Origin of the sequence: Desulfuromonas thiophila, from assembly GCF_900101955.1 — a bacterium.
Taxonomy (GTDB): Bacteria; Desulfobacterota; Desulfuromonadia; order Desulfuromonadales; family Desulfuromonadaceae; genus Pseudodesulfuromonas; species Pseudodesulfuromonas thiophila.
The window spans coordinates 23,908-45,193 of sequence record NZ_FNAQ01000016.1; the positions used below are offsets into that span (position 1 = coordinate 23,908).

At 55.4% G+C, this 21,286-nt stretch carries 23 protein-coding genes; 18 read left to right on the forward strand and 5 right to left on the reverse strand.

Annotated elements, in window-relative coordinates:
• Positions 1-45 precede the first annotated feature (45 nt).
• The 4 genes from BLR80_RS10685 to BLR80_RS10700 all read left to right on the forward strand — a co-directional run bounded on the left by BLR80_RS10685 (position 46) and on the right by BLR80_RS10700 (position 1,429).
• A complete protein-coding gene (locus tag BLR80_RS10685; RefSeq protein ID WP_092076744.1) occupies positions 46-258 on the forward strand; it encodes a hypothetical protein in 213 nt (70 codons plus the stop codon).
• A 74-nt stretch (positions 259-332) separates the two neighbouring features.
• Positions 333-557 (forward strand): hypothetical protein, encoded by a 225-nt coding sequence (locus BLR80_RS10690; protein ID WP_092079857.1) that lies wholly within the window; start codon positions 333-335, stop codon positions 555-557.
• A 98-nt stretch (positions 558-655) separates the two neighbouring features.
• Positions 656-898, forward strand: a complete 243-nt coding sequence (locus BLR80_RS10695; protein ID WP_092079860.1) for a hypothetical protein — start codon at positions 656-658, stop codon at positions 896-898.
• Between the two features lie 75 nt (positions 899-973).
• Positions 974-1,429, forward strand: a complete 456-nt coding sequence (locus tag BLR80_RS10700; RefSeq protein WP_092079863.1) for a response regulator — start codon at positions 974-976, stop codon at positions 1,427-1,429.
• Between the two features lie 155 nt (positions 1,430-1,584).
• Here BLR80_RS10700 and BLR80_RS10705 read toward each other — a convergent pair whose 3' ends face one another.
• From BLR80_RS10705 to BLR80_RS10715, 4 genes are all read right to left on the reverse strand, one after another.
• Positions 1,585-2,598, reverse strand: a complete 1,014-nt coding sequence (locus tag BLR80_RS10705) for an ADP-ribosylglycohydrolase family protein (RefSeq protein ID WP_216095212.1) — start codon at positions 2,596-2,598, stop codon at positions 1,585-1,587.
• A 102-nt stretch (positions 2,599-2,700) separates the two neighbouring features.
• A complete protein-coding gene (locus BLR80_RS10710; protein WP_092079866.1) occupies positions 2,701-3,228 on the reverse strand; it encodes an alpha/beta fold hydrolase in 528 nt (175 codons plus the stop codon).
• A 70-nt stretch (positions 3,229-3,298) separates the two neighbouring features.
• A complete protein-coding gene (locus tag BLR80_RS13000; protein ID WP_171906422.1) occupies positions 3,299-3,454 on the reverse strand; it encodes a hypothetical protein in 156 nt (51 codons plus the stop codon).
• A gap of 147 nt (positions 3,455-3,601) precedes the next feature.
• Entirely contained in the window at positions 3,602-3,949 is a 348-nt protein-coding gene (locus BLR80_RS10715) for a hypothetical protein (protein WP_092079869.1), read from the reverse strand.
• A gap of 297 nt (positions 3,950-4,246) precedes the next feature.
• On the opposite strand from BLR80_RS10715, the gene BLR80_RS10720 reads away from it, so the two are divergent.
• Complete coding sequence (locus BLR80_RS10720; protein ID WP_092079872.1) at positions 4,247-5,266, forward strand: helix-turn-helix transcriptional regulator; 1,020 nt, start codon at positions 4,247-4,249, stop codon at positions 5,264-5,266.
• A 172-nt stretch (positions 5,267-5,438) separates the two neighbouring features.
• On the opposite strand, the gene BLR80_RS10725 is transcribed toward BLR80_RS10720, so the two are convergent.
• On the reverse strand, positions 5,439-7,520 hold the full coding sequence (locus tag BLR80_RS10725; RefSeq protein WP_171906423.1) for an AAA family ATPase: 2,082 nt from the start codon (positions 7,518-7,520) through the stop codon (positions 5,439-5,441).
• A gap of 248 nt (positions 7,521-7,768) precedes the next feature.
• On the opposite strand from BLR80_RS10725, the gene BLR80_RS10730 reads away from it, so the two are divergent.
• The 13 genes from BLR80_RS10730 (at position 7,769) to BLR80_RS10790 (ending at position 21,252) form a co-directional block, all read left to right on the forward strand.
• The gene (locus BLR80_RS10730; protein ID WP_092079878.1) at positions 7,769-8,308 is read left to right on the forward strand and encodes a hypothetical protein; all 540 of its coding nucleotides are present in this window, start codon (positions 7,769-7,771) and stop codon (positions 8,306-8,308) included.
• The gene (locus BLR80_RS10735) at positions 8,299-9,948 is read left to right on the forward strand and encodes an NERD domain-containing protein (protein ID WP_092079880.1); all 1,650 of its coding nucleotides are present in this window, start codon (positions 8,299-8,301) and stop codon (positions 9,946-9,948) included. Before BLR80_RS10730 ends, BLR80_RS10735 begins: the two co-directional genes overlap by 10 nt.
• A 338-nt stretch (positions 9,949-10,286) precedes the next feature.
• Positions 10,287-10,745 (forward strand): hypothetical protein, encoded by a 459-nt coding sequence (locus BLR80_RS10740; RefSeq protein ID WP_092079883.1) that lies wholly within the window; start codon positions 10,287-10,289, stop codon positions 10,743-10,745.
• A complete protein-coding gene (locus BLR80_RS10745; RefSeq protein ID WP_092079886.1) occupies positions 10,745-11,575 on the forward strand; it encodes a DUF7663 domain-containing protein in 831 nt (276 codons plus the stop codon). The genes BLR80_RS10740 and BLR80_RS10745 overlap by 1 nt, the downstream gene beginning before the upstream one ends.
• An 83-nt stretch (positions 11,576-11,658) precedes the next feature.
• Positions 11,659-12,018 (forward strand): hypothetical protein, encoded by a 360-nt coding sequence (locus tag BLR80_RS10750; protein ID WP_092079889.1) that lies wholly within the window; start codon positions 11,659-11,661, stop codon positions 12,016-12,018.
• A 188-nt stretch (positions 12,019-12,206) separates the two neighbouring features.
• On the forward strand, positions 12,207-12,665 hold the full coding sequence (locus BLR80_RS10755) for a DIP1984 family protein (RefSeq protein ID WP_092079892.1): 459 nt from the start codon (positions 12,207-12,209) through the stop codon (positions 12,663-12,665).
• A gap of 324 nt (positions 12,666-12,989) precedes the next feature.
• On the forward strand, positions 12,990-13,793 hold the full coding sequence (locus BLR80_RS10760) for a hypothetical protein (protein ID WP_092079896.1): 804 nt from the start codon (positions 12,990-12,992) through the stop codon (positions 13,791-13,793).
• Positions 13,794-13,875: 82 nt separating this feature from the next.
• A complete protein-coding gene (locus BLR80_RS10765; protein WP_092079899.1) occupies positions 13,876-14,355 on the forward strand; it encodes a hypothetical protein in 480 nt (159 codons plus the stop codon).
• A 174-nt stretch (positions 14,356-14,529) separates the two neighbouring features.
• Entirely contained in the window at positions 14,530-15,993 is a 1,464-nt protein-coding gene (locus tag BLR80_RS10770; protein WP_092079928.1) for a class I SAM-dependent DNA methyltransferase, read from the forward strand.
• Positions 15,990-17,207, forward strand: a complete 1,218-nt coding sequence (locus BLR80_RS10775; RefSeq protein WP_092079902.1) for a restriction endonuclease subunit S — start codon at positions 15,990-15,992, stop codon at positions 17,205-17,207. The genes BLR80_RS10770 and BLR80_RS10775 overlap by 4 nt, the downstream gene beginning before the upstream one ends.
• The gene (gene hsdR, locus BLR80_RS10780) at positions 17,204-19,528 is read left to right on the forward strand and encodes an EcoAI/FtnUII family type I restriction enzme subunit R (RefSeq protein ID WP_092079905.1); all 2,325 of its coding nucleotides are present in this window, start codon (positions 17,204-17,206) and stop codon (positions 19,526-19,528) included. The genes BLR80_RS10775 and hsdR overlap by 4 nt, the downstream gene beginning before the upstream one ends.
• 186 nt (positions 19,529-19,714) lie before the next feature.
• Positions 19,715-19,957, forward strand: coding sequence for a helix-turn-helix transcriptional regulator (locus BLR80_RS10785; protein ID WP_092079908.1), 243 nt, complete (start codon positions 19,715-19,717; stop codon positions 19,955-19,957).
• Positions 19,954-21,252, forward strand: a complete 1,299-nt coding sequence (locus BLR80_RS10790; protein WP_092079910.1) for a type II toxin-antitoxin system HipA family toxin — start codon at positions 19,954-19,956, stop codon at positions 21,250-21,252. The genes BLR80_RS10785 and BLR80_RS10790 overlap by 4 nt, the downstream gene beginning before the upstream one ends.
• The last annotated feature ends 34 nt before the right edge of the window (positions 21,253-21,286 follow it).

The following is a 21,286-nucleotide window of genomic DNA, read 5'->3' on the forward strand; positions in this document are numbered from 1 at the left end:
CAACGCACTACCGCAAGCCTTCAACCGTAACCACAGGAGGACATCATGAAAACCACCACGCTGCTGACCTTGACTTCCTTGCTGGCGGCTTCGCCGGTCTACGCGGCGGCCGATGCTTCCTCCAGCGGTTTTCTGCTCTGGGCATTCCTTGGCTTCTTTGCCCTGCTGATCGCCACCCAGATCCTGCCGTCGCTGCTGTTGCTGGTCGGCATCACCCGAGCGGTAACCCACAGCAAGGAAACACTGCCGCTGAAATAGCTCCGGCACAAGGACAACCGAACAAACCGATGACCGATTCAACCCCCATAAACGTTTCACCACAGGAGGACGCCATGAAAACCACCTTTAAAACCACCCTGCTCTCGTTGACCTCGTTGCTGCTTGCCTCGCCGGTGTTCGCTGCCACGCAGCGCGCTGACCACAGTGGTCTTTTGGTCTGGTTGTTCCTCGGCTTCTGCGGCCTGATCGTTGTCGCTCAGCTGGTCCCGGCGGTTCTGGTGATGTTCGGCATCGTCAAGGCCGTCGCCAGCCCGAAGGAAGTCAGCGGCAAGGCCTGATCGCACGGCACCGTCAGCAACAACTCCAACCCTTGAAGCGACCTTATCCCGCTGCCGCCGGATTATCGGCGGCAGCCTTTAGCGCCCGGAGAAACCCCATGAAATCCTCTGCCCTTAAAGCCCTGATCCTCACCGCTGTGCTGCCGCTGGCTTCGGCTTCTTCTGCCTTTGCTGCCTCGACGGCCGGGCGCACTGACCACAGTGGTCTGTTGGTCTGGTTGTTCCTTGGCTTCTGCGCTCTGATCGTGGTGGCCCAGCTGGTGCCGGCGCTGCTGGTGATGTTCGGTATCGTCAAGGCGGTGGCCAGCCCGAAGGAGACGGCAGCGGTGAAGCATCACTAAATCCTCTGCGCCCTGGCTTGATTCTGCCGCTACCCCCGCTACTCTGTTGACCCGGTTCTTTTTTGGAGGTTCGCCATGAACAGCACCCTGGATGTTCTCATCACCCGTGCCGAGAATCGCACGGCGACCCAGGAAGAACAGCTGCACCAGCTGGCGCGGCAAACGGGTGGCCGGCCACTGAGCGTGGCGAATCTGGCCGAGGCCGTCAGTGCCTTAAGAAACTGCGATCAACCCATTGTGCTGCTGAGTGAACGCTTCGATCGCAGCAGCGCCCTGGAGATGATCCGCCTGCTGCGCCAGTGCAACCGCAGGGTGCGGATCATCCTGCTGGCCGATACCGACAATGTCAGCTTTTTGCGCCAGGCCCGCAGTGCCGGCATCTTCTATCACGCGCTGGAACCGCGCAGCGAAGAGGATCTGGCGGAACTGAAACTGGCGCTGCACAGCGCGGTGGAACAGTGCCACGAACAGCAGCAGGCCGAGCAACGGGAGCACCGTCTGTGGAGGCATCTGGCCACGGCGCTGGGCTAGCGAAAAAGCGACTCTGCGATGAGATGAAATGAAGACAGGAAGGGACTGCGCCCCGCCAGGGATATCTGGCGGAGCGTTTTTGTGTGCGTGGGAAGGGCGTAAGATTCACAATCCCCATTAAGCCCTGAGCCTTCAATTTGTACCGTCACCAGAGTTCAGGACTGTTGATCCGACCACAGTGGCTCGGCCTGCCCGCACTGGTCCCCTGCCCCGCCAGCAGCCAGCTGAAGGGCCAGTTTCAGGGCATCAACAGGCCAAAAGCACTCCGGCCGGGGTTGCATTACCTCGGGCAGGCCCTGTTGTGGCCGGCAGTTGAGAATAGCACTCCGCCAGCGCTGCGGAATGCTGCCTATTCCGTACAGCGCACCAAGCAATGCGCCGCAGATAGCGGCATTGGTATCAGTATCACCACCCCTCATGACCGTATCAATGATAGCGGTTTCCGGCTCTGGCGCCCTCAGCAGTTGCCATAAGGCGTTTTGCCAAGCAATCAGCACCCAGCCTTCTTGCCGGGTATAACTTTTCGGCGGCGCGTCTCTGGCTTCCTGGGTGACCTGTAACAGCAATGGATCAACATGTTGCAACCGCGCCATCTCCAGAATACGGGCATATAGCGGTTCGGGGGCCAAACCATCCCGAATCGCCAGAACCAGCGCCGTGGCATAAAGAGCGTTGACCTGTTGGCACAGCGGATGTGGATGGGTCAGCGCCGCATCCTGCCGGGCCAGTTCGGCAACCTCCTCAAGGGAACAACGCAACCCGAAAATGCCCAGGGGACTGATCCGCATCAGGGCGCCATTGGCCTGACTGACCGGATTGGGATAGCCGCGCAGACCGGCCGACACCGTCATACCGCAATCGAAGGGTTGTGAATCAATCCAGAAGCGATAAGCCGCCAGAACCGCTTCCTTATCGTATTTCCCCATCCTGACGAGGGTTCGCGCCAGCATCAGCGCCATTTCGGAATCGTCTGTCGGTTGGCCGGCCAAAGTGTTCCATGTGCCGCCATCCATCATATCCCGCACCCCTGCGGGAAAATACCGGCCGATAGAATCCGGCGTCTGGAACTCCACCAGACTACCAAGGGCGTCGCCGGCCAACTGTCCCAGCAGACACCCCTGGGCGCGTGAGAGCTGAGCAGAAGACAAATTGTGCGATGTCGGATGCAATATTTTTCCTTTCTTGCCGCAAACAGCAGGAAATCGGCACGCAAAAAAATAAGAATGAGTCTGAAAGCTGGTCAGGACAGCATGAACAGGGTCTGGGCAGGGTCAGCAGGTGGCCGATCCCTGCTTGGCCAAAATGTCCTTCAGGAAAAAGCGGAACAGCACCTCAATCTGGGGCAGCGCGCTGGTCAGCGTATGGTCGCTGTTAAGCATCTGCAACGGGACCTGATGCTCTTGAGCGTAGGCCAGAACCGGGGCTGGCGGCACCACCGTATCCTGCCAGGCGTGAATGATCTGGCAGGAAAAAGCTGCTGGTGGCGGAACTGGCGCATAGCCTGCCAGGCCGATGGCCGGTGCCATTAAAAACAACCCCATGGGAGTCAGGGCCGTGGCCGCGCTCAGGCACACATGACCGCCCATGCTTGAGCCTACCAGGATCAGTTCGTCCGCAACATCGCCACAGAGCTCCAGTAGAAATCGGCACCGCTCGGCCGCATCGGGGAAAGAGCGAAAATCTGGACTTTCCACCCGGCAGCCACAATCACGAGCAATGGCGGCCAAAGCAATAATCTTGCGGCCCCAGGGACCACTTTCCTTGCCATGGGCGAAGAGAACCAGGGGATTGGTTTCCATAAAGACTCCTCAGGGAACAGCAACATGGCAACAACGGACGATAAGTCAGCAAGGGCTGTCTGCGGCGGTGTCATCTCTCGTCGAGTTGCGGTATCTGCGCCGCGTCGAAACGTTTCTTCAGCAAGCGAACCCTGAAATAGGCCGAAACCGCCATGGCCGGGAACACAAACACATAAAGGGTAACAATCGTGCACCAGGCCGGGTTATCGAGAAATACCTGCATCATAGAGTAACCCCCTTTTTGAAAAATGATCATCCGTTAAATACCCAGAACCCCTCTCACGAGACCACGACAAGACCTGCGTTTCGTCGCGCTGCCCCAACTGAGCACTGTTTTTCAGGGCTCTCACCCTCCCCTTGCCGCATAACAGGATTACTGACTCAGCAGGGCCTTGAACACGAATCCCGTCAGGGTCAGGCCACAATACAGCAGCCAGATACGAAAAGTCTGCCAACCCAGCACCAAAACAGAGGGCTCCCTGCTGATCAAGTTGTGCTCATCGGTGCGAACCGGCCGTCCTTCGACTTGCAACCAGAGCGCTGTCATCAGCAAGCGGCCCGCCACCACGGTGAAAAATGCCGCCAAGGCGCAAAGCAGCATCAGAGCGGCAAGAAGCGTGAGGGTCTCCGGACTGGAACCGATCTCGAGCAGCGTCTCACTGAAGTTCCCCGCCACTGGCTTGCTAATGTTGCTTCCATTTCCAACATTTACACATCCCATCACTGCCTCCCGTGCCGCTGCCTGCAACCGTCTGGCAAACGCTATCGCAGTGCGCGGCCAAACCTTGCTAACAGACCGACATGGTGCGGATACGTTGCTTTTGCCTTTTTTGTGAGGCAGTCTAGCGGGAAGCAGCGACAGATCATGACGCATTGCGCTTTGTGCTGCCGTTGCTACCGTCGATGGAGTTGCGAACTTTCCCTCTATCGGACAGCAGTTGTCGCACAGATGAACCAAGCTGCCGCCAGTTCCCCACCTGAAAACAGCTGCGATTAAATCACAGAAGGGTCAGAACCCATGGAAACCTTGCTGCGTCACTGGCATATGTTGCGGTTGTTACCGCGTCATCCCCGCAAAATCAGCACGGCTGATCTAGAATCCGCTCTGGACAGTGCTGGCTTTCCTACCAGCCGACGCACCATTCAGCGCGACCTCGACAAGCTCTCGACGGAATTTCCCTTGGTCTGTGATGGCAACAAACCCGCCGGCTGGTCTTGGCAGGCCAGCGCCGCCGCTTTCGACATCCCTGGCATGGATACCGCTGCCGCGCTGACCTTTCAGATGGTTGACACCTATCTGCGGCGGCTGCTGCCGCAAGGCTGCCTGCAGGCGCTGCAGCCCCATCTGGCGCGGGCCGAGCAGTTGCTGGAGCAGCTTGAAGGTGGAGGTCTGAAAAACTGGCCCGACAAGGTCCGTATTGTTCAGCGCACTCAGAGTCTGCAACCGCCAGTGATTGATGCTGCCGTCGTGGATGTGGTCTACGAAGCTCTGTTTCACGACCGCCAATTTCTCGGTTGCTATCACAGCCGCAACGATGGCACCCGGCGGGAGTTTGTCGTTAATCCTTTAGGACTTATTTTCAGTGATCCGCTGATCTATCTGGTGGCGAGCCTGTGGGACTATCCGGATGTGCGGTTGCTGGCCTTGCATCGTTTCGACAGTGCCCGGCTGCTCAAGGATGGCTGCCGACGGCCAGCAGGATTTGATCTGGAGGCCTATCTGGCCCAGGGGGGCGCCGAATTTGTTACGACCCCGATGGCTGGAACCCTTGAGCTGCAAATGCTGATGACCACTGCAGTGGCCTTTCACCTGCGGGAAAGCCCGATCAGTACCGATCAGCGCATCACTGATGGGCCAACCGGTTGGCTGTATATCCGTGCCACGGTGAATGACAGTCAGCAACTGCGCTGGTGGCTGCTGGGCTTCGCCGATCAGGTGGAAGTACTGCAACCTCAATCTCTGCGGGAGGAAATTGCAGCCAAAGCCCAGGCCATGGTGCAACGCTATCAGGGGATTTCGTCCGAATCACCGCGGTAGCAAAAACCGCGTCGGACAACCAGAATAATAAAAAGGCCTGTTGGATCAAAAGCCAGGGCAACGGGCGAATCATGCGCGTTGCCCTGCCCTTGCCGCGCCCGGCGGGATCTCAGGCTGCCCGGTTGCATTGCAAACTAACAGGGTCTGTCTTGTTAGGGGTGAAGGCAATGGTTCAGGATTGACCGAAGCCGATCGGCCGCTGACGCTGTTCACTCTTGCTCTGCACCTCCTGCCGCAGCATTTCGATCAGGGTCGCGACATTCTCTCCGCAGTCTAATAAGCTGGCTTTTTTGTGCACCAAGGCAAAATCTCCAGGTGTCAGGCCGGACAAACCCGTTACCTCTGCTGCCGGCAGCTGCAGGCCAAAGAAACGCTCAAAGGCCAACGAGCGCTGATCAGGACCAAGGCTGTCACAGTGGCACTTAAAGGTGAAGCGCCGCAGAGACGCCTGATCGATCCGATCCATCAGATTCGTGGTGCAGGCAAACGGCAACGGATGTGTTTCCATCCAAGTGAGCATCTCATTGACCTGGGTCACCTCCCAGCTGCGCTGGGCGTAACGGCGATCCCCCAACAGGGAATCTGCCTCGTCGAACACCAGAAAGGCCTCCTTGTCCAGCGCTTCTCGAAAGGCCGCCGCAATCCGCTGTTCGGTCTGCCCGACGTAGGCATTAAGCAGATCTGACGCTCGCTTGAGCAGCACCGGCATCCCCAGCGTTTGCGCCAGGTAGCGCACAAAGGCAGATTTACCGGTACCCGGCGGACCGTAAAGACATAAAGAGAAATCACGCTTGCAGGCCTGGGCTACCTGCTGGCGCAACCGGGCAAGGTCGATATCGCAGCACATCAGGTCCAGATGGAACTGACTCTGCGGTCGATCTGCCGGTTTGGCGCCGGGACCGGAGAGAACCCGCACCAGTCCGTCAGTGGCAAACTGGAAGTCCTCCATCCGACCACCGATTTCGCGAGCCACACGGGCGGCATTGTCCACCACTGCCGGCGCAATATCGAGTTCCGCCAGGTGGCGAATCTGCTGTTCCGGCAAACTCAGGGCGTTTTTATTCAGCACCCGCTGCCATACCCGCTGACGCACACTGGCGGGTGGGACCTTCAGCTCAATAGCCAGGCTCATCCGTCGTACAATGGCGGCATCTAGAATCGATACATCATTAAGCACCCACAGGGTCGGCACCGGATTCTGTTCCAGCAGGCGATTGGTGAATACCTTCGAGCCCATGCTGGCCTTGCCACCAAGCAGCCGCGCCAAGCTGTTCCCTTCGAACAGATCATCCATTTCATCAAACAGCAGCAGGCTTTTGCTCTGATAGCGCAACAGGTTCTGCGCCAATTGCAGGTAACCGATGCGTTCGCGCCGGGTGGGTTCTCCGCCCTCATCATCCTGCTCACCGATGGCGTAAAGCCGTACATTCAGCTGGTGGGCCAATGTTTTACAGAGTTCGGTTTTGCCGGTGCCCGGCGGCCCCCACAGCAGCACATTGACGCCAGCGATCCGCTGCGCCAGCACTGCCTGCAGGAACTGGCCGAGGCGTTCGTGGGTTTCTCCCAGGTGTTCAAAGTCTGCCCACAACAACGAAGCGGTCTGCGGCTCGCCCAGAATAAACCGCCGGATATCTTCCGGGCCACCGGTTGATTTTTGCACCGCAATACGCACGGCATCAGGAACCTCATAGATGTCATCAATATCTGAACCGTTGCGATAACGCTGGTTCAGAACACCGCTGGCCAGTAGCCGGCCACCGGGGCGCAGGCGCTCAGCCAGTTCCGCCCTATCGCATCCCAGACAGATTGAGCTCACCTCCTGGGGGCTAAGAGAACAGCGCGTCAGATCATCGCAAAGACGTTGCAGGCTGTCGTGGGTGTAATAGCGCAGTACAAAACTGAAAAATTTGCCCTCGATATCGTCCAGGTCGAGTTCTTCGGCCAGGTAGTCCAGATTATTCTGTAAATTCGATGGTTCTGCTTGGCCAAGTTGCTGGCGACACCGTGCCAGCTGGTCGGCCAGTAACGCCTTGCCGCCTTGTAACACCGCCCTGGGAACGACCCTTTGGTCCAGCTGGTCGGTGAACTTTCTGAACGCCTCAAAAAACGTTTCTTCCGCCACCGTTTCCATACAGGGCATAAAGCTGCCGGTTCCATTGCAGATAATCTCCATCTCCTTGGATCCGATCCGCTGATCTCGCACGAGATGAGCGAGATACTGCAACAGCACATCCTGTTCGAAGGCTTCGACCATGGTTCCCCCCGCTCTTCCTGCTCTTTTTCGTCGACGGTTTGCCCGTCCGATAAAACGTTCAATACTCATGGCGTAACTCTAACCGGCTTATGCGACAGTTAATGTCGCAAGCCGCTATAGACGCTTTTATATAGCGGCAGCGGCTTTATTCTGTGCTAATCTATGGGTTCTTTTTCGTGTGCATCTATCCATGGAATTATTGGCAAAGACTATGAAACCGTTAAGAAATCCTTTAGAGGAAACCCTTTATGAGGCTAACCGGCTGGCTTGAAGACTGGGTCCTCCGAACCAACCACGACCATGCCGCACAACGACGCAGTTGCGCCTGCTGGCCGTCACTGCAGGATTACTTTCCTGCTGCATTTTTAACGCAGGCGGGTTTCGTTGTTATTGACCCGCTGCCTTTTCCCCTAGCCGAGCGCTGGATTCCGTGGGGCACTGGTACTTTTCTTCCCGCGTCTTTTGGTGCCGCTGCCGCTATTACTTACGGCGACACCTATTACCTCCGGCCGGCTTTTGCACACCATCTGTCTCTTCACGTCCACGAACTGGTGCATGTCGCGCAATACCAGCACCTCGGAACCGGGCCATTCTTACGGCGCTATCTGTACCAGTTGCTGCGAACTGGCTACCGCAACGCGCCTTTGGAGCTAATGGCCTATGACCTGCAACGACGCTTTGAACGTGAATCAGCTCCGTTCGACATCCTGACCGAGGTAGCACAACAACTCGATGCTATGACCGCACCTGCTTGCGCAACCCCTTCGGGAGAGTCCCCATGTCAATGATTTTTCCTGTCCTTGATCCGGCAGAACTGGCGCAACTGCAGCGGCACAGTCGTGCTGAAGCCACCGTCTATCTGGCTCTGCAACAACTTGAGATGGCGGGACTTGAGGTCTACCACAGCCTCAATTACCGTGGTCGGGAGGGCTTTGGAGAGATGGATTTCGTGCTGCTACACCCGGATTTGGGGCTGATGATCTGGGAGGTGAAGGGCGGTGGTGTCGGGCGGCGTGATGGGCGCTGGTTTTCTGTCGACCGCCATGGCCGGGAACATGCGATACATGATCCGTTGTCACAGCTGGGGCGGGCTCAGAATGCCTTGCTGCAGCAGATCCAGCAGCAGATCAATTCGCCGACCGCGGCCGACCCATTACAACTGCCTATCGGCCGCCATCTCATTCTACCTGATTTGGACGATACGGATCTTAGCACTGGCTTGGGCAGTGGTCTTGATCGCGCCGATCTGGTACTCAAATCGGATCTGACCCGTCTTGACCGGGAACGGTTGCGGGCGCTGTTCGAACGCACTGGAAACTACCGCCATAAATTACCCCTGCGACCGCGCCACCTTGAATTATTGCGACAACGAGTTCTCAGACCCAGTTTTCGCCTGCTACCAGGTTTTGCCCCTGTCCACGAACAGACCTGTACCAGGCTGATTCGCCTGAGTGCCCAGCAAAGCTGGGCACTGCGGATGCTGGAACATATCCCCCGCGTCATGATTGATGGTGGTGCCGGCACCGGTAAATCCCTACTGGCCTGCGAAAAGGTGCGGCAACTGGCCAGTGCTGGCAAGAGGGTACTGCTGCTCTGCTTCAACCTCGCTCTGGCCGAGGCATTGCGCAGCAGTCTCAACACATTGGAACCAGCACCCTGGGTCGGCACGTTTCACGAATTCTGTCAGGAGCGAGCCGGCCAGACCGGCTTATCTTGGGCTGTGCCGACTGGATTCACGGAACAAAGCCATTTCTATATCGAAACAGCAGCCGAACTGCTCGACGAAGCTCAACAACGCTGCCCTGTTGCCTTTGATGGCCTTATTGTCGATGAGGGGCAGGACTTTGCCGCTCACTGGTGGCTGCCTCTGGCCGAGTCGTTGAACGCACAGGCACCTGTCTATGTGTTTTCTGATCCACATCAAAATGTGTTCGAACGAGCATGGGAACGACCGAGCGCTTGTTTCGAGGGCATGATTCCCTATCCTTTCCAGCTGTTGCACAACGTACGCAACTGCCGTGAAATCGCCCAGTGGCTCAAGGCCCGTTTCGTCTATGCCGGTGATCCACCGGCCAGCGCACCCGAATCTGGTTTGGCTGTACGCGAACACCGTTACCGCTCGGCACAGCAGCAGACCGAACAGATGCAGCAGGCATTGCGTCAGCTACAGGCTGCCGGCATTGACGAAACAGAGGTGGTCATTCTCAGCCTCTACCGGGCCAACCACAGCCAGGGTTATCAAGGCCTGCGTCAGCAGCAGGAATTCAAAGGTCGCTTCAGTACCATCGGAGCCTTCAAGGGCCTGCACGCCAAAGCCGTATTGCTGTGCGACTGGAACACCAGCGACCATGCGCGCCGTGAAGATCTGCTCTACGTGGGAGCTTCACGGGCACAACTGGCCCTGCATATCTTCAGCAAGGCCCCCTGAACGACTTCGACCAGGATTAGTGACCTCCTCCTGCCAGCTTCTCCTTGGGCCATCATATCTCTATCCAGGCGACAAACGACACCGCTTGTCGCCACGTCCCCCTATTCTGCCTGCATGCCAAGCGTTGCTTCTGCACCGGCCAGCATCCAGTTTAGCCTGATAGCCAGCCTTGCCAGTCGCTACCTGACAATAGCGTTATGTTTTTTTATTGTGCGGGCACCTGCCTGTTTTTCATTCTCAGGGGAATGCCCGCTTATGGCTCATAGCTGATCAATTTCATTCCATATCTACTAAAAAAGAACAGGATTTAGTCCCTTTTTTCACAGAAAGGTCAAATCATGCCTCAGCCGCTGAAAAACAGCATCGCCTTCTGGATTGCTCCCGGAGGAGAAATTCACCGGGTTCCGTCCTGCCATATCGAGTACGTCATCGATCACCCGAACCTGTTTGGTATGTCAGAAGACAGGCTTCGTACCATTTACGAGGAACATAACGAGCCCTGGCGCTGTGAAGGTCTGGCCCGGGGAAAAATCATTCGCCAACTCATCAGCCAGGGTTGGATTCGGGTACGACGCTACAGCGGAGAATATGCGGTAAATGTCAGGGCCTACGATACGACCTGCAAAAACATCCTGAGTTCCTTCGTTCAGCAACTGACAAGCGAAGGATTTGACGGTCGCTATGAGGAAGATCAGTACATGCCATTGGCCATCCGGGTGCTGGCCAGGGCGCCAGATCAGGATCCCCAAACCCAGATTCGGATCAGACTCAACGATTTGCTGCCCTCGGAGGTATGATGCGATTTCAGGATCTTCTGGTTGGACGGACCGATGCTGAACAGCAGCGGCTGGAACATTTCTTTGCCACCATCGCCGAGGAACGGCTGCTCTGGTATCCGAGTGCCGGTAGCGATTACCGCGACCTACTCTACCTGAATCCGGCCAAAAGCCCGGATCTGGGGCTCCACCAGGAGCCCAACATCTTCTGCCACACAGATTACGATTTTCGTTATTTCCGTAACCGTGCTGATCCGTTGTTTCAAGACGGCAACACCTGCATCCGGATCAAAGAGCTTTTTGAGCTGGAACTGCGACCTGGGCTGCCGGTCGATTACAGGGTTTCGCCATACTACGCGACCTTTACCGACCATGCCGCCCGCCGCCCGCAAATCCTGCTGCTTGACCTGGACATTGTTTCAAACCAGCTCGGTCGCTTTGAGAGGAGCGTTTTTTACTTCTTTTTCGAAAACTACAATTTCTTGGGCGAGATTCTGCTGAAACAGGGCATAGAAATCTCCCATTTCGTCAAGATTCGAGAGGGCTGTGGTTTTGGTGGCTGCCGCAAGAGCATCTCGGTCTTCTACTCAATGCTGGCGAATCTGAATGTTCGGTATCTTCTGGTGGATCACGAAATTCATTATTGCCGACGCACCCATGACCAGTACGCCCTGCGCTATGGCGTTGATCATAAGAAATTCAGCCTGAAGCAGCTCGGAGCGCTGCCATCATGGAGCGGTTTCCCTGTCAAAACTTTCGAGGTTATTCCCGCACCGGGACAGCTGACGGCCACAGATCTGCTTGCCGTTTTACAAGAGATTTCCGGTCGTGAGCACATTGATATCTTCTGATGACCTCCGTGTCACCATGACAATGAGCAGATCGAAACCCAAAAATCCTTGTTTTATCGATGATCAACGCGGGAGGAAATCCGATGTCTCACTTTCTGCAGGCTAAACGCATGCTTGGCTCCACAACGGTTTCCGCTTTCGTTCAAGAGGCTCTGTCCAGGGTTTTTAAGGATGGATACTCCCTGCAAGACCCTCACTATCCGCCACATCAGGGGTACGGGGTAGAAATCTTCATTAACCAGTTACACCATTCAGCGGAAGGGAAAGTGCTGCTGTTCGAAGCCGCCATGAATGTTCTACGAATTCCATTCTGCCGTCCCTGCGGACTCACCTATCAGGTAAATATGCGCTTTCGTGCGGAGGCCAGGGAATTTAAGCAGTTGCTGCATCAACTCTCAGGTATCGCACCAGAAAAAGACACCTGCTCCTCCGTCAACAACTGATCTCTATAAAATCGCGACCGTTAACGGTTGAGTCCCTGTTTGCCGGTGCGACGCGACACGATCTGTCGCAAGCTGCAGTTAGAATCAAAAGACATAGGCAGGACGAGAAGGCCGCCGTAACCCGTGCGATTCATCTCTGCTGTGACCAGCAGGGAGAAGGATTCTCCACAATTTCCCAGGAGGGGCATATGAAACTTGCCGAAGCGTTAATTCAACGAGTCGATCTGCAAAAGCGTCTGCGCGAACTGGAAAAACGGCTGGAACGTGTCGCGATCATTCAGGAAGGCGACATGCCGCCTGAAGATCCCCAGGAATTGCTCACCAGCATCGAAACGCTTTACCAGCAGCTTGAGCTGTTGATCTGCCGCATCAACCGCACCAATTGCAGGTCGCTGGAAGACGGCAGTTGCCTGGCTGATTTGCTGTGCCAGAGGGAAATGCTGCAGAAAAAGCAGGTGCTGTTGCGTACCATTGCCTCTGCCGGAACCGTCAGTGCACCGCGCCATTCCGGTCGCGAAGTTCGCTTTATCTGCGCGGTCCCAGTCGCGCGACTGCAAAAGCAGGCGGATGATTGCGCTCTTGCCTACCGCGAGATTGATACCCGAATCCAACGACTGAACTGGTCCTGCGACCTGCTCGCAGACTGAATGTCCCTCGCAGCATCTTAACAACCTGCAACCTGCGCGAACGCAACCGTTGGCGCGGTGAAGGCGAATCCCACCCGAACCGGCGGGCAATCCGGCTTTTCAGGCGGACAGGGCCACAAGTCCAGACGATTACCGTCACTGACAATCATGGCCGGAACACTGAAATGTTGGCGCCAGCGGCGCCGGTACGCTTACCCAATACACAAACAACCAGGGATTGATTCACCGCGTCAACGGCCGTTTAGCAATGATATTGGAATCAAAGCGGAATCTCTCAGACCTTGAAGGGGGATCCTGCGCATTTCTCCGGAAAGGATCAATTCCATGCGTTTCTGGTTTTTCATTTTGACCTTGCTGGCCGGCATTCAGCTTCATGTTTCCGCCCATGCCAAATCGCCGGACACCATCCGTCAGGATGCGCAACAACACTGCCGCGATAGTTTTGTATTCAAAGGTTTCTACCTGGGAATGCCATTGGAAGACGCCCAGATTTTACTGAACGAAGCCATGGGGTTTGATTCTGCACCCACGGAAATTGCCGGTCCATTACCTGCCAGTCTCCCCGGCATTCCTCCCGGCATGGCGCCTGGCACAGATGCTGCCAACGCGATGGCGATGATTATGGGTATGTATGAGGCCAGCGCACAGGGAGTAAAAGTTCATGATATGGAAGATCATCTGCAAAAAAAACAGGAACAACGCCAGCGCAGCCCGTTTCGCATCTACCGTCACAACGGTCAACTTGTCTTAGCGCAAAACAGCATTGATCGACCGTTCGCCGTTGCCGAATCCGATGGCAGGGTTGTCGAATTCAGCCTGTCCGTGCCGGTGCGTGAAAAACTCTTTCAGGCTAAAGGGCTCACCCGTGACGAGTTTTTACAGGCATTCGTCAATGCCTACGCGGTGACATCCCTCGAAGGCGACGTGATTCAGCTCAAAACCCGTTATATGGGGATGGAAATCGAAAGCGGTGTCCAGGGTATCTACCATTTCCGCAGTCCCAAGGGCTACGAGGTGGTTTATTACGGCGATGTTGCCTTCAGAGATCCAGACCTTGGCGCTCTGACGCCGCATGTTCCACCAGAACATCTGGTCATCCGTAGCGTCGCAACGCCGCAGTTCAATTAGTAGCCCTTCCAGGCAGCAGGTATCAGATTCGTCAGGAGGCTGAAATTTTCAGCCTCCTTTTTTCCAAAAAGGAGAAGCCTCTGTGGCCATTCCACTTCCTATTGTCTGTGAAACTTCACCGAGAGAAACCTGGAATAATAAGTTCATCCCGGAACCTGACTTGCCAATCCGTGGCGGATGGGGATACACTCGTGAAGATGCCTGCATTATCGACAAAAACGATGCCATCGTTGACTCCAGTGAAGAGTTTGACGGAATTGGCGTGGAATATGATTTTGTTGAGAACCGCAACCAAAGTGAAATCACGGAAAGCGACTACTGGTTCAGAGATCACCAATACCAACTGATCAGCCAAAGGTTGCTCGGTATTGACGATCAGTATTACGACCACCTGATTTTTGAAATAACAATTATCGGACCCGCAAAAAGCATAGAAGATGAAAAACAAATAAAATCATTAAACGAAGAAAACCAGACAGTAATTCAGGTTGACAGTCGAGAAAATCCTATTTATTACAGACGTGAGTTCTGGTTTGACATAACAAGTTTTTTTAGAAGATAGCTTTTCACAAAAATTTTCACAAAAAATAAATAAGTCAGACTCTTAACTATTTCGTTGGTAAAGATATTAAAAGGAAACCTTCACAGACGCTCGAAATATTTCTCTTTACCCATGAATAAATGTATTTCTTCTTATTGAGTTCACTGTAAAACAGCAGTGACTTTGGGGTTTTTCATGTTTGCACAAACCTTTAAAAATATCGATGACGTCCTCTGGAAAGAGGCGGGTTGTTCTTCCGAACTCGACTACACCGAGCAATCCTCCTGGATGCTGTTCCTCAAGTATCTGGATGATCTGGAGCGCGAGCGGGCCATGCGGGCTGAGCTGGAGGGCAAGGACTACGCCTTCATCATCGAAAGCAAGTACCAGTGGTCGCAGTGGGCGGCGCCGAAGAATGCCAAGGGCGAGTTCGATCACGATACTGCACTGACCGGCGATGATCTGATCGACTTCGTGGACCGGGAACTGTTCCCCTACCTGCAGGGGTTCAAACAACGCGCCGCCAGTCCCGACACCATCGAATACAAGATTGGCGAGATCTTCGGCGAGATCAAGAACAAGTTCCGCAGCGGCTACAGCCTGCGTGATGCTCTGGAGTTGATGGACTCCCTCAAGTTCCGCTCGCAGGATCAGAAACACGAACTCTCGGCCCTGTACGAAGAGAAGATCAAGAACATGGGCAACGCCGGGCGTAACGGCGGCGAGTATTACACCCCCCGGCCGCTGATCCGCGCCATGGTGCAGGTGATCAAGCCGCAGATCGGTGAGCGCATCTACGACGGCGCCTGTGGTTCGGCGGGCTTCCTGTGCGAGGCGCACGACTACCTGCGCCACCCGAGAGATGGTGGGAACCTCACCACCGGCCAACTGGAGACCCTGCAGACCAAGACCTTTTACGGCAAGGAGAAGAAGAGCCTCGCCTATGTCATTGCCATCATGAACATGATTCTGCATGGCATCGACGCGCCCAACATCATCCACACCAACACCCTGGCCGAGAACCTCAGCGACATTCAGGAGAAGGATCGCTTCGATGTGATCCTGGCCAATCCTCCCTTCGGCGGCAAAGAGCGCAAGGAGGTGCAGCAGAACTTCCCGATCAAGACCGGCGAGACCGCCTTTCTGTTTCTGCAGCATTTCATCAAGTCGCTCAAGGCCGGTGGCCGGGCGGCGGTGGTCATCAAGAACACCTTCCTCTCCAACTCGGACAACGCCTCCCGCGCCCTGCGGCAAGAGCTGCTGGAAAACTGCAACCTGCATACGGTTCTCGACTGCCCCGGTGGAACCTTCCTCGGCGCTGGAGTCAAGACCGTGGTGCTGTTCTTCGAGAAGGGCGCACCCACCCGCAACACCTGGTACTACCAGCTCGATCCGGGCCGCAGCCTCGGCAAGACCACGGCCCTGAATGATGATGATCTGAAAGAGTTCGTCGCGCTGCAGGCCAGCTTTGCCGATTCGGACAAGTCGTGGTCGGTGGATGTGCAGGAGATCGATCCGGCCAGCTTTGATCTGCAGGTCAAAAACCCGAATAAGGAAGAGGAAGCAACGCTTCGCGATCCGCAAGAGATTCTGGATGAGATTGCGACGCTAGATGCTGAGAGTGCTGAGATTCTTGCTGGGATTCGGGGGATGCTGTGATTCCGGGCTGGACAACAAAAAGTTTAGGGGACGTATGTCGCTTTGAAGGAGGTTCCCAGCCGCCAAAATCGACATTCTCGGCAACATTTAAAGAAGGATATATTCGGCTTATTCAGATTCGCGACTATAAATCTGACAAGCATATTGTTTTTATTCCAAAAGAGAAGGCAAAGCGATTCTGCTCTTCTTCTGATGTAATGATCGGTCGTTACGGCCCTCCGGTTTTTCAGATACTAAGAGGTCTGGAGGGTGCGTACAATGTCGCACTGATGAAGGCAACACCAAATGAGGAGTTCATCACCAAGGACTTCCTATTTAAGTTTTTAAGCAGCCCTCCGATTCAAAAATACGTAATAGACTTATCGTCTAGAGCTGCGGGACAGAGCGGGCTGAATAAGGCAACTCTCGAACCATACCCGATTAGTTTTCCGTCCCTCCCCGAACAAAAGCGCATTGTCGCCATTCTCGATGAAGCCTTTGCGGGGATCGATGCGGCGGTCGCCAATACCGAGAAGAACCTCGCCAATGCCCGTGAGCTGTTTGAAAGCTATCTGAATGCCGTTTTCACCCAGAAGGGTGATGGGTGGGTGGATTGTCCTCTTGCCGACTGTCTTCAACTAATAACTTATGGGTTCACAAACCCAATGCCTACCACCGATGCAGGCCCTTACATGATTACGGCAAAAAATGTGATTGGTGGACAAATCAATTATGCTTCGGCTCGTCACACATCACAAGATGCGTTCACTAATCTTTTGACCGACAAAAGCCGGCCATTGATTGGCGATGTGCTATTAACTAAGGACGGGACTCTGGGGCGACTAGCAGTCGTCGATAGAACAGGTCTATGTATAAATCAGTCGATTGCCTTGCTCCGTCCAAACGAGAGGATGGATGCACACTTCATGAGATACCTGCTTAGCAGTCCGTACTATCAGCAAAAGATGCGAGAAGATGCTGGTGGAACAACAATTAAGCACATCTACATAACTCGTGTGGATAAAATGACCGTGAGTTTTCCAACATCACTTCAGAATCAGAAAAGTATTTTGGAAACGCTCAATTCAATGGCCAAAGAGACTCAGCGCCTCGAAGCAATCTATCAGCAAAAGCTCGATGCCCTTGCCGAACTCAAACAATCCATCCTGCAAAAAGCCTTCGCAGGCGAACTCACCACCCTGCCCGAAAACGAGATCGAAGAGGCTATCGCATGAACGAAGCCGATACCCGCGCCGAACTGATCGACCCCGCCCTGAAAGCTTCTGGCTGGGGTGTTGTCGAAGGCAGTCGTGTCCGTCGTGAAGTCATCACGTTGGGACGACTGCAGGGTGCGGGTAAACGGTCGAAGCAGGACATTGCCGACTATGTGCTGATCTATCGCGGCCAGAAGCTGGCGGTGATCGAAGCCAAGCGGCGCGATCTGCCCGATACCGAAGGCGTTGCGCAGGCCAAGCGCTACGCCGCAATGCTGCAGACCCGCTTCACCTATGCGACCAACGGCGGAGCCATCTACCAGATCGACATGGAGACCGGCCAGGAAGGGTATGTCAACCAGTACCCCAGCCCGGACGAACTCTGGGCCATGACCTATGCCGAAGAGAGCGAATGGCGCGACCGCTTTGCCGCTGTGCCGTTTGAGGACAAAAGCGGTCAGTGGCAACCCCGCTACTACCAGCACAACGCCATCAACAAAGCACTGGAAGCGATTGTCGCGGGCAAGGATCGCATCCTGCTGACCCTGGCGACCGGCACAGGCAAAACCGCCATCGCCTTCCAGATCGCGTGGAAGCTGTTCCATAGTCGTTGGACATTAAGTAGAGATGGCAACCGCCGCCCTCGCATCCTCTTTCTGGCCGACCGCAACATCCTGGCCGATCAGGCCTACAACGCCTTCTCCGCTTTCCCCGAAGACGCCCTGGTGCGCATCGATCCCGAAATCATCCGCAAGAAAGGTATGGTTCCGAAAAACGGCAGCGTTTTCTTTACCATCTTCCAGACCTTCATGACCGGCCGCGATGCCGACGGCAATCCTGCCCCCAGCTTCGGCGATTACCCGCCCGAATTCTTCGACATCATCATCATCGACGAGTGTCACCGTGGCGGGGCCAACGACGAAAGCAACTGGCGCAGTATCATGGAGTATTTTTCGCCGGCCGTGCAACTGGGCCTGACCGCGACCCCCAAGCGCACGACCAACGCCGATACCTACCATTACTTCGGCGAGCCGGTCTATATCTACTCGCTCAAGGAAGGGATCAACGACGGCTTCCTGACCCCGTTCAAGGTGCAGCAGATCGCCACCACGCTGGATGAGTATGTCTACACCTCGGACGATAGGATCATCGAAGGGGAGATCGAGGAAGGCAAGCGCTACGGCGAGGACGACTTCAACAAGATCATCGAGATCAGGGAGCGCGAAGCCTACCGGGTCAAAATCTTCATGGAGATGATCGACCAGAAGCAGAAGACGCTGGTGTTCTGCGCCACGCAAGATCACGCTGCTGCGGTGCGTGACCTGATCAACCAGATGAAGACCAGTACCGACCCGAACTACTGCGTGCGAGTCACGGCCCGCGACGGCGCCGAAGGTGAACGCTGGCTGCGTACCTTTCAGGACAACGAAAAAACCATCCCCACCATCCTGACCACCTCGCAGAAGCTCTCCACCGGCGTCGATGCCCGCAATGTGCGCAATATCGTGCTGATGCGGCCGGTCAACTCGATGATCGAGTTCAAGCAGATCGTCGGTCGAGGCACGCGCTTGTTCGACGGCAAAGACTACTTTACCATCTACGACTTCGTCCAGGCGTACAAACACTTCAGCGATCCGGAATGGGACGGCGAACCGGAAGAGCCGGAAGCCGCCGATTCGTTTAAGGTTCGGGAACGGCCCGCTGCTTATGATCCTGCCGACCGGGATTCAGAACCAGAGGACGCGCCGAAAAAACGGGAGAAGATCAAAATCAGACTGGCCGACGGCAAAGAACGCACGATTCAGCACATGATGGCCAGCAGTTTCTGGAGTCCCGACGGCAAGCCGATGTCGGCCGCCCAGTTTATCGAACAGCTCTACGGCGAACTGCCGGCTCTGTTCAAAAACGAAGACGAGCTACGCATCCTCTGGGGCGACCCCGCTACGCGCAAGAGCTTGCTCGGCGGCCTGGCGGAAAAAGGTTTTGGCGATGCCCAGCTGGCCGAAGCCAAGCTGATGATTAACGCCGAACAGAGCGATGTGTTTGATGTGCTGGCCTACATCGCCTTTGCCCTGCCGCCGATCAGCCGCTCTGAGCGGGTGGCGGCGCACTGGGAGGCGATCAACAGCCGCTACCACGACAAACAGCGCGCTTTTTTGGCGTTTGTATTGGGCGAATATGTGCGTGTTGGCATTGAGGAGCTGGATGTGGCGAAACTGGCCGGGCTGCTGCAACTGCAGTACGGCAATGTCAGTGATGCGGCGGAGCAGCTGGGCGGGATAGCGCAGATCCGGGAAACCTTTGTTGGATTTCAGCGCTGCCTGTATGCGCGGATTGGCTAATGGATGGCATCTCTGCCGGCAATTTCTGTCTGGGAATTGTGCTAACTTGCCCTTCTGGCGAAATCCATCCTCAACGACAGTAGCCGCTTGCAATATGTGCTGCAACAGAGCAAAAATTTCCCGATCAGTTAATTTTATTGAAATCCAATGCAACAAGCGTCAAAATTTCCCGAAAAGGAAATTTCCATGACAACACAGATAGAAACACCTGTGAAGCTTGGTGACACAGTTAGACATGCTCGCAAGGCACTGGGGCTGACCCAGCCTCAGTTGGCGCTCGCTGCGGGTGTCGGTGTCCGCTTTATCGTTGATCTGGAAGCGGGCAAACCCACTGTTCGGCTGGAGCATGTTTTGCGTGTTCTTCAGGCTCTGGGTGGAACGCTAGCTGTGATCGGTCTGAACGACAGCCAAGCAGGGGCGCAGGAATGAAGCGCTCTCTTGATGTTTGGCTGCTAAATCAGCTCGTCGGTCAGTTGACTCAGATCGATGGACAACTCCGTTTTTGTTATACAACGAAATGGCTACAAACTCCTGGCGCCTGCCCTCTTTCGTACAGCTTGCCCTTGAGAGAGGAAGCTTATGACGACAGAGCTACGCGTTCCTTCTTTTCAGGTTTGTTGCCTGAGGGTGACAAACGTCGCCTGATTGCTCAGGCCTTGCAGGTTTCTCGCCAGAATGATTTCGCCTTGCTCGACGGCATTGGTGGCGAATGTGCGGGGGCTGTCAGCCTGCTTAAGCCTGGCCACCAGCCAAGCGCAGCACCCGCCGGACAATCGGTACGCTGGCTGAGCGATGAAGAACTGCTGGCAATTCTGGCTGAGCTACCCCGTCGGCCAATGCTGGCTGGAGAGCAAGGGCTGCGCCTGTCTCTGGCTGGTGCCCAAGATAAACTGCCGGTGGTACTAGCCGATGGCCGTATCGGTCTTCCTCTGCAGGACAGCCCAAGCTCGCACATTCTCAAGCCTGCCATTATCGGAGTCGACGGCAGCGTATTCAATGAGGGCTTCTGTTTGGCCTTGGCCGCACAAATGAAGCTGACGGCTGTCCGCGCTGCGATTACTCGCCTGAAACAATGCTCTTATCTGCTGGTGGAACGCTACGATCGCTGGCGGCATCCCGACGGTTCTTTGCAACGCCTGCACCAGGAGGATTTTTGTCAGGCGCTGGGAATTGCTCCGGAATATAAGTATCAGAATGAGGGTGGGCCAGATCTGCCGCGATGTTTTCGACTGTTGCGCGCAGTGACGCGACCAAGTGCCCCGCATCTATTGCGGTTACTGGACTACACGATTTTCAATGCTCTGATTGGCAATCAGGATGCGCACGCTAAAAATTTCTCACTGATCTATAGCGTGCAGGGTGCGGCGCTAGCGCCGCTTTATGACGCTCTGTCGACGGCGGTTTACGCTGATCTAACCGACAAAATGGCCATGAAAATCGGCAGCAAATATGTGTTTACTGAGGTCCAGTCTCGCCATTGGGAGCAGTTGGCACAGGCTGCCGGGCTCTCACCCTCACAAGTTAAAAAGCGGCTTCTTCAGCTTGCCCGCCAACTGCCGGCACAGGCGCAGGCACTACATTACCGGTTTGCCGCCGAGGGGCTAGATCATGCCGTGCTTGCAGATATCGTCAATCTGATTGATCAACGCTGCCAGTTGACTGTCAAACGACTGAATCTGCGCCCACTTCAGCCCACAGCACCAAGCGGGCAGGCGGAATTGTAAGAATACAGGCCGCAAAACGACAACCGCCCTCAAC

Excerpts from the sequence above, each read along its gene's own strand:
- BLR80_RS10760 (WP_092079896.1), top strand. The coding sequence starts at position 12,990 with ATGCGTTTCTGGTTTTTCATTTTGACCTTGCTGGCCGGCATTCAGCTT.
- BLR80_RS10770 (WP_092079928.1), top strand. The coding sequence starts at position 14,530 with ATGTTTGCACAAACCTTTAAAAATATCGATGACGTCCTCTGGAAAGAG.
- BLR80_RS10790 (WP_092079910.1), top strand. The coding sequence starts at position 19,954 with ATGAAGCGCTCTCTTGATGTTTGGCTGCTAAATCAGCTCGTCGGTCAG.
- BLR80_RS10750 (WP_092079889.1), top strand. The coding sequence starts at position 11,659 with ATGTCTCACTTTCTGCAGGCTAAACGCATGCTTGGCTCCACAACGGTT.
- BLR80_RS10755 (WP_092079892.1), top strand. The coding sequence starts at position 12,207 with ATGAAACTTGCCGAAGCGTTAATTCAACGAGTCGATCTGCAAAAGCGT.
- BLR80_RS10745 (WP_092079886.1), top strand. The coding sequence starts at position 10,745 with ATGCGATTTCAGGATCTTCTGGTTGGACGGACCGATGCTGAACAGCAG.
- BLR80_RS10715 (WP_092079869.1), bottom strand. The coding sequence starts at position 3,949 with ATGGGATGTGTAAATGTTGGAAATGGAAGCAACATTAGCAAGCCAGTG.
- BLR80_RS13000 (WP_171906422.1), bottom strand. The coding sequence starts at position 3,454 with ATGATGCAGGTATTTCTCGATAACCCGGCCTGGTGCACGATTGTTACC.
- BLR80_RS10685 (WP_092076744.1), top strand. The coding sequence starts at position 46 with ATGAAAACCACCACGCTGCTGACCTTGACTTCCTTGCTGGCGGCTTCG.
- BLR80_RS10690 (WP_092079857.1), top strand. The coding sequence starts at position 333 with ATGAAAACCACCTTTAAAACCACCCTGCTCTCGTTGACCTCGTTGCTG.
- BLR80_RS10720 (WP_092079872.1), top strand. The coding sequence starts at position 4,247 with ATGGAAACCTTGCTGCGTCACTGGCATATGTTGCGGTTGTTACCGCGT.
- BLR80_RS10700 (WP_092079863.1), top strand. The coding sequence starts at position 974 with ATGAACAGCACCCTGGATGTTCTCATCACCCGTGCCGAGAATCGCACG.
- BLR80_RS10710 (WP_092079866.1), bottom strand. The coding sequence starts at position 3,228 with ATGGAAACCAATCCCCTGGTTCTCTTCGCCCATGGCAAGGAAAGTGGT.
- BLR80_RS10725 (WP_171906423.1), bottom strand. The coding sequence starts at position 7,520 with ATGGTCGAAGCCTTCGAACAGGATGTGCTGTTGCAGTATCTCGCTCAT.
- hsdR (WP_092079905.1), top strand. The coding sequence starts at position 17,204 with ATGAACGAAGCCGATACCCGCGCCGAACTGATCGACCCCGCCCTGAAA.
- BLR80_RS10695 (WP_092079860.1), top strand. The coding sequence starts at position 656 with ATGAAATCCTCTGCCCTTAAAGCCCTGATCCTCACCGCTGTGCTGCCG.
- BLR80_RS10730 (WP_092079878.1), top strand. The coding sequence starts at position 7,769 with ATGAGGCTAACCGGCTGGCTTGAAGACTGGGTCCTCCGAACCAACCAC.
- BLR80_RS10735 (WP_092079880.1), top strand. The coding sequence starts at position 8,299 with ATGTCAATGATTTTTCCTGTCCTTGATCCGGCAGAACTGGCGCAACTG.
- BLR80_RS10740 (WP_092079883.1), top strand. The coding sequence starts at position 10,287 with ATGCCTCAGCCGCTGAAAAACAGCATCGCCTTCTGGATTGCTCCCGGA.
- BLR80_RS10785 (WP_092079908.1), top strand. The coding sequence starts at position 19,715 with ATGACAACACAGATAGAAACACCTGTGAAGCTTGGTGACACAGTTAGA.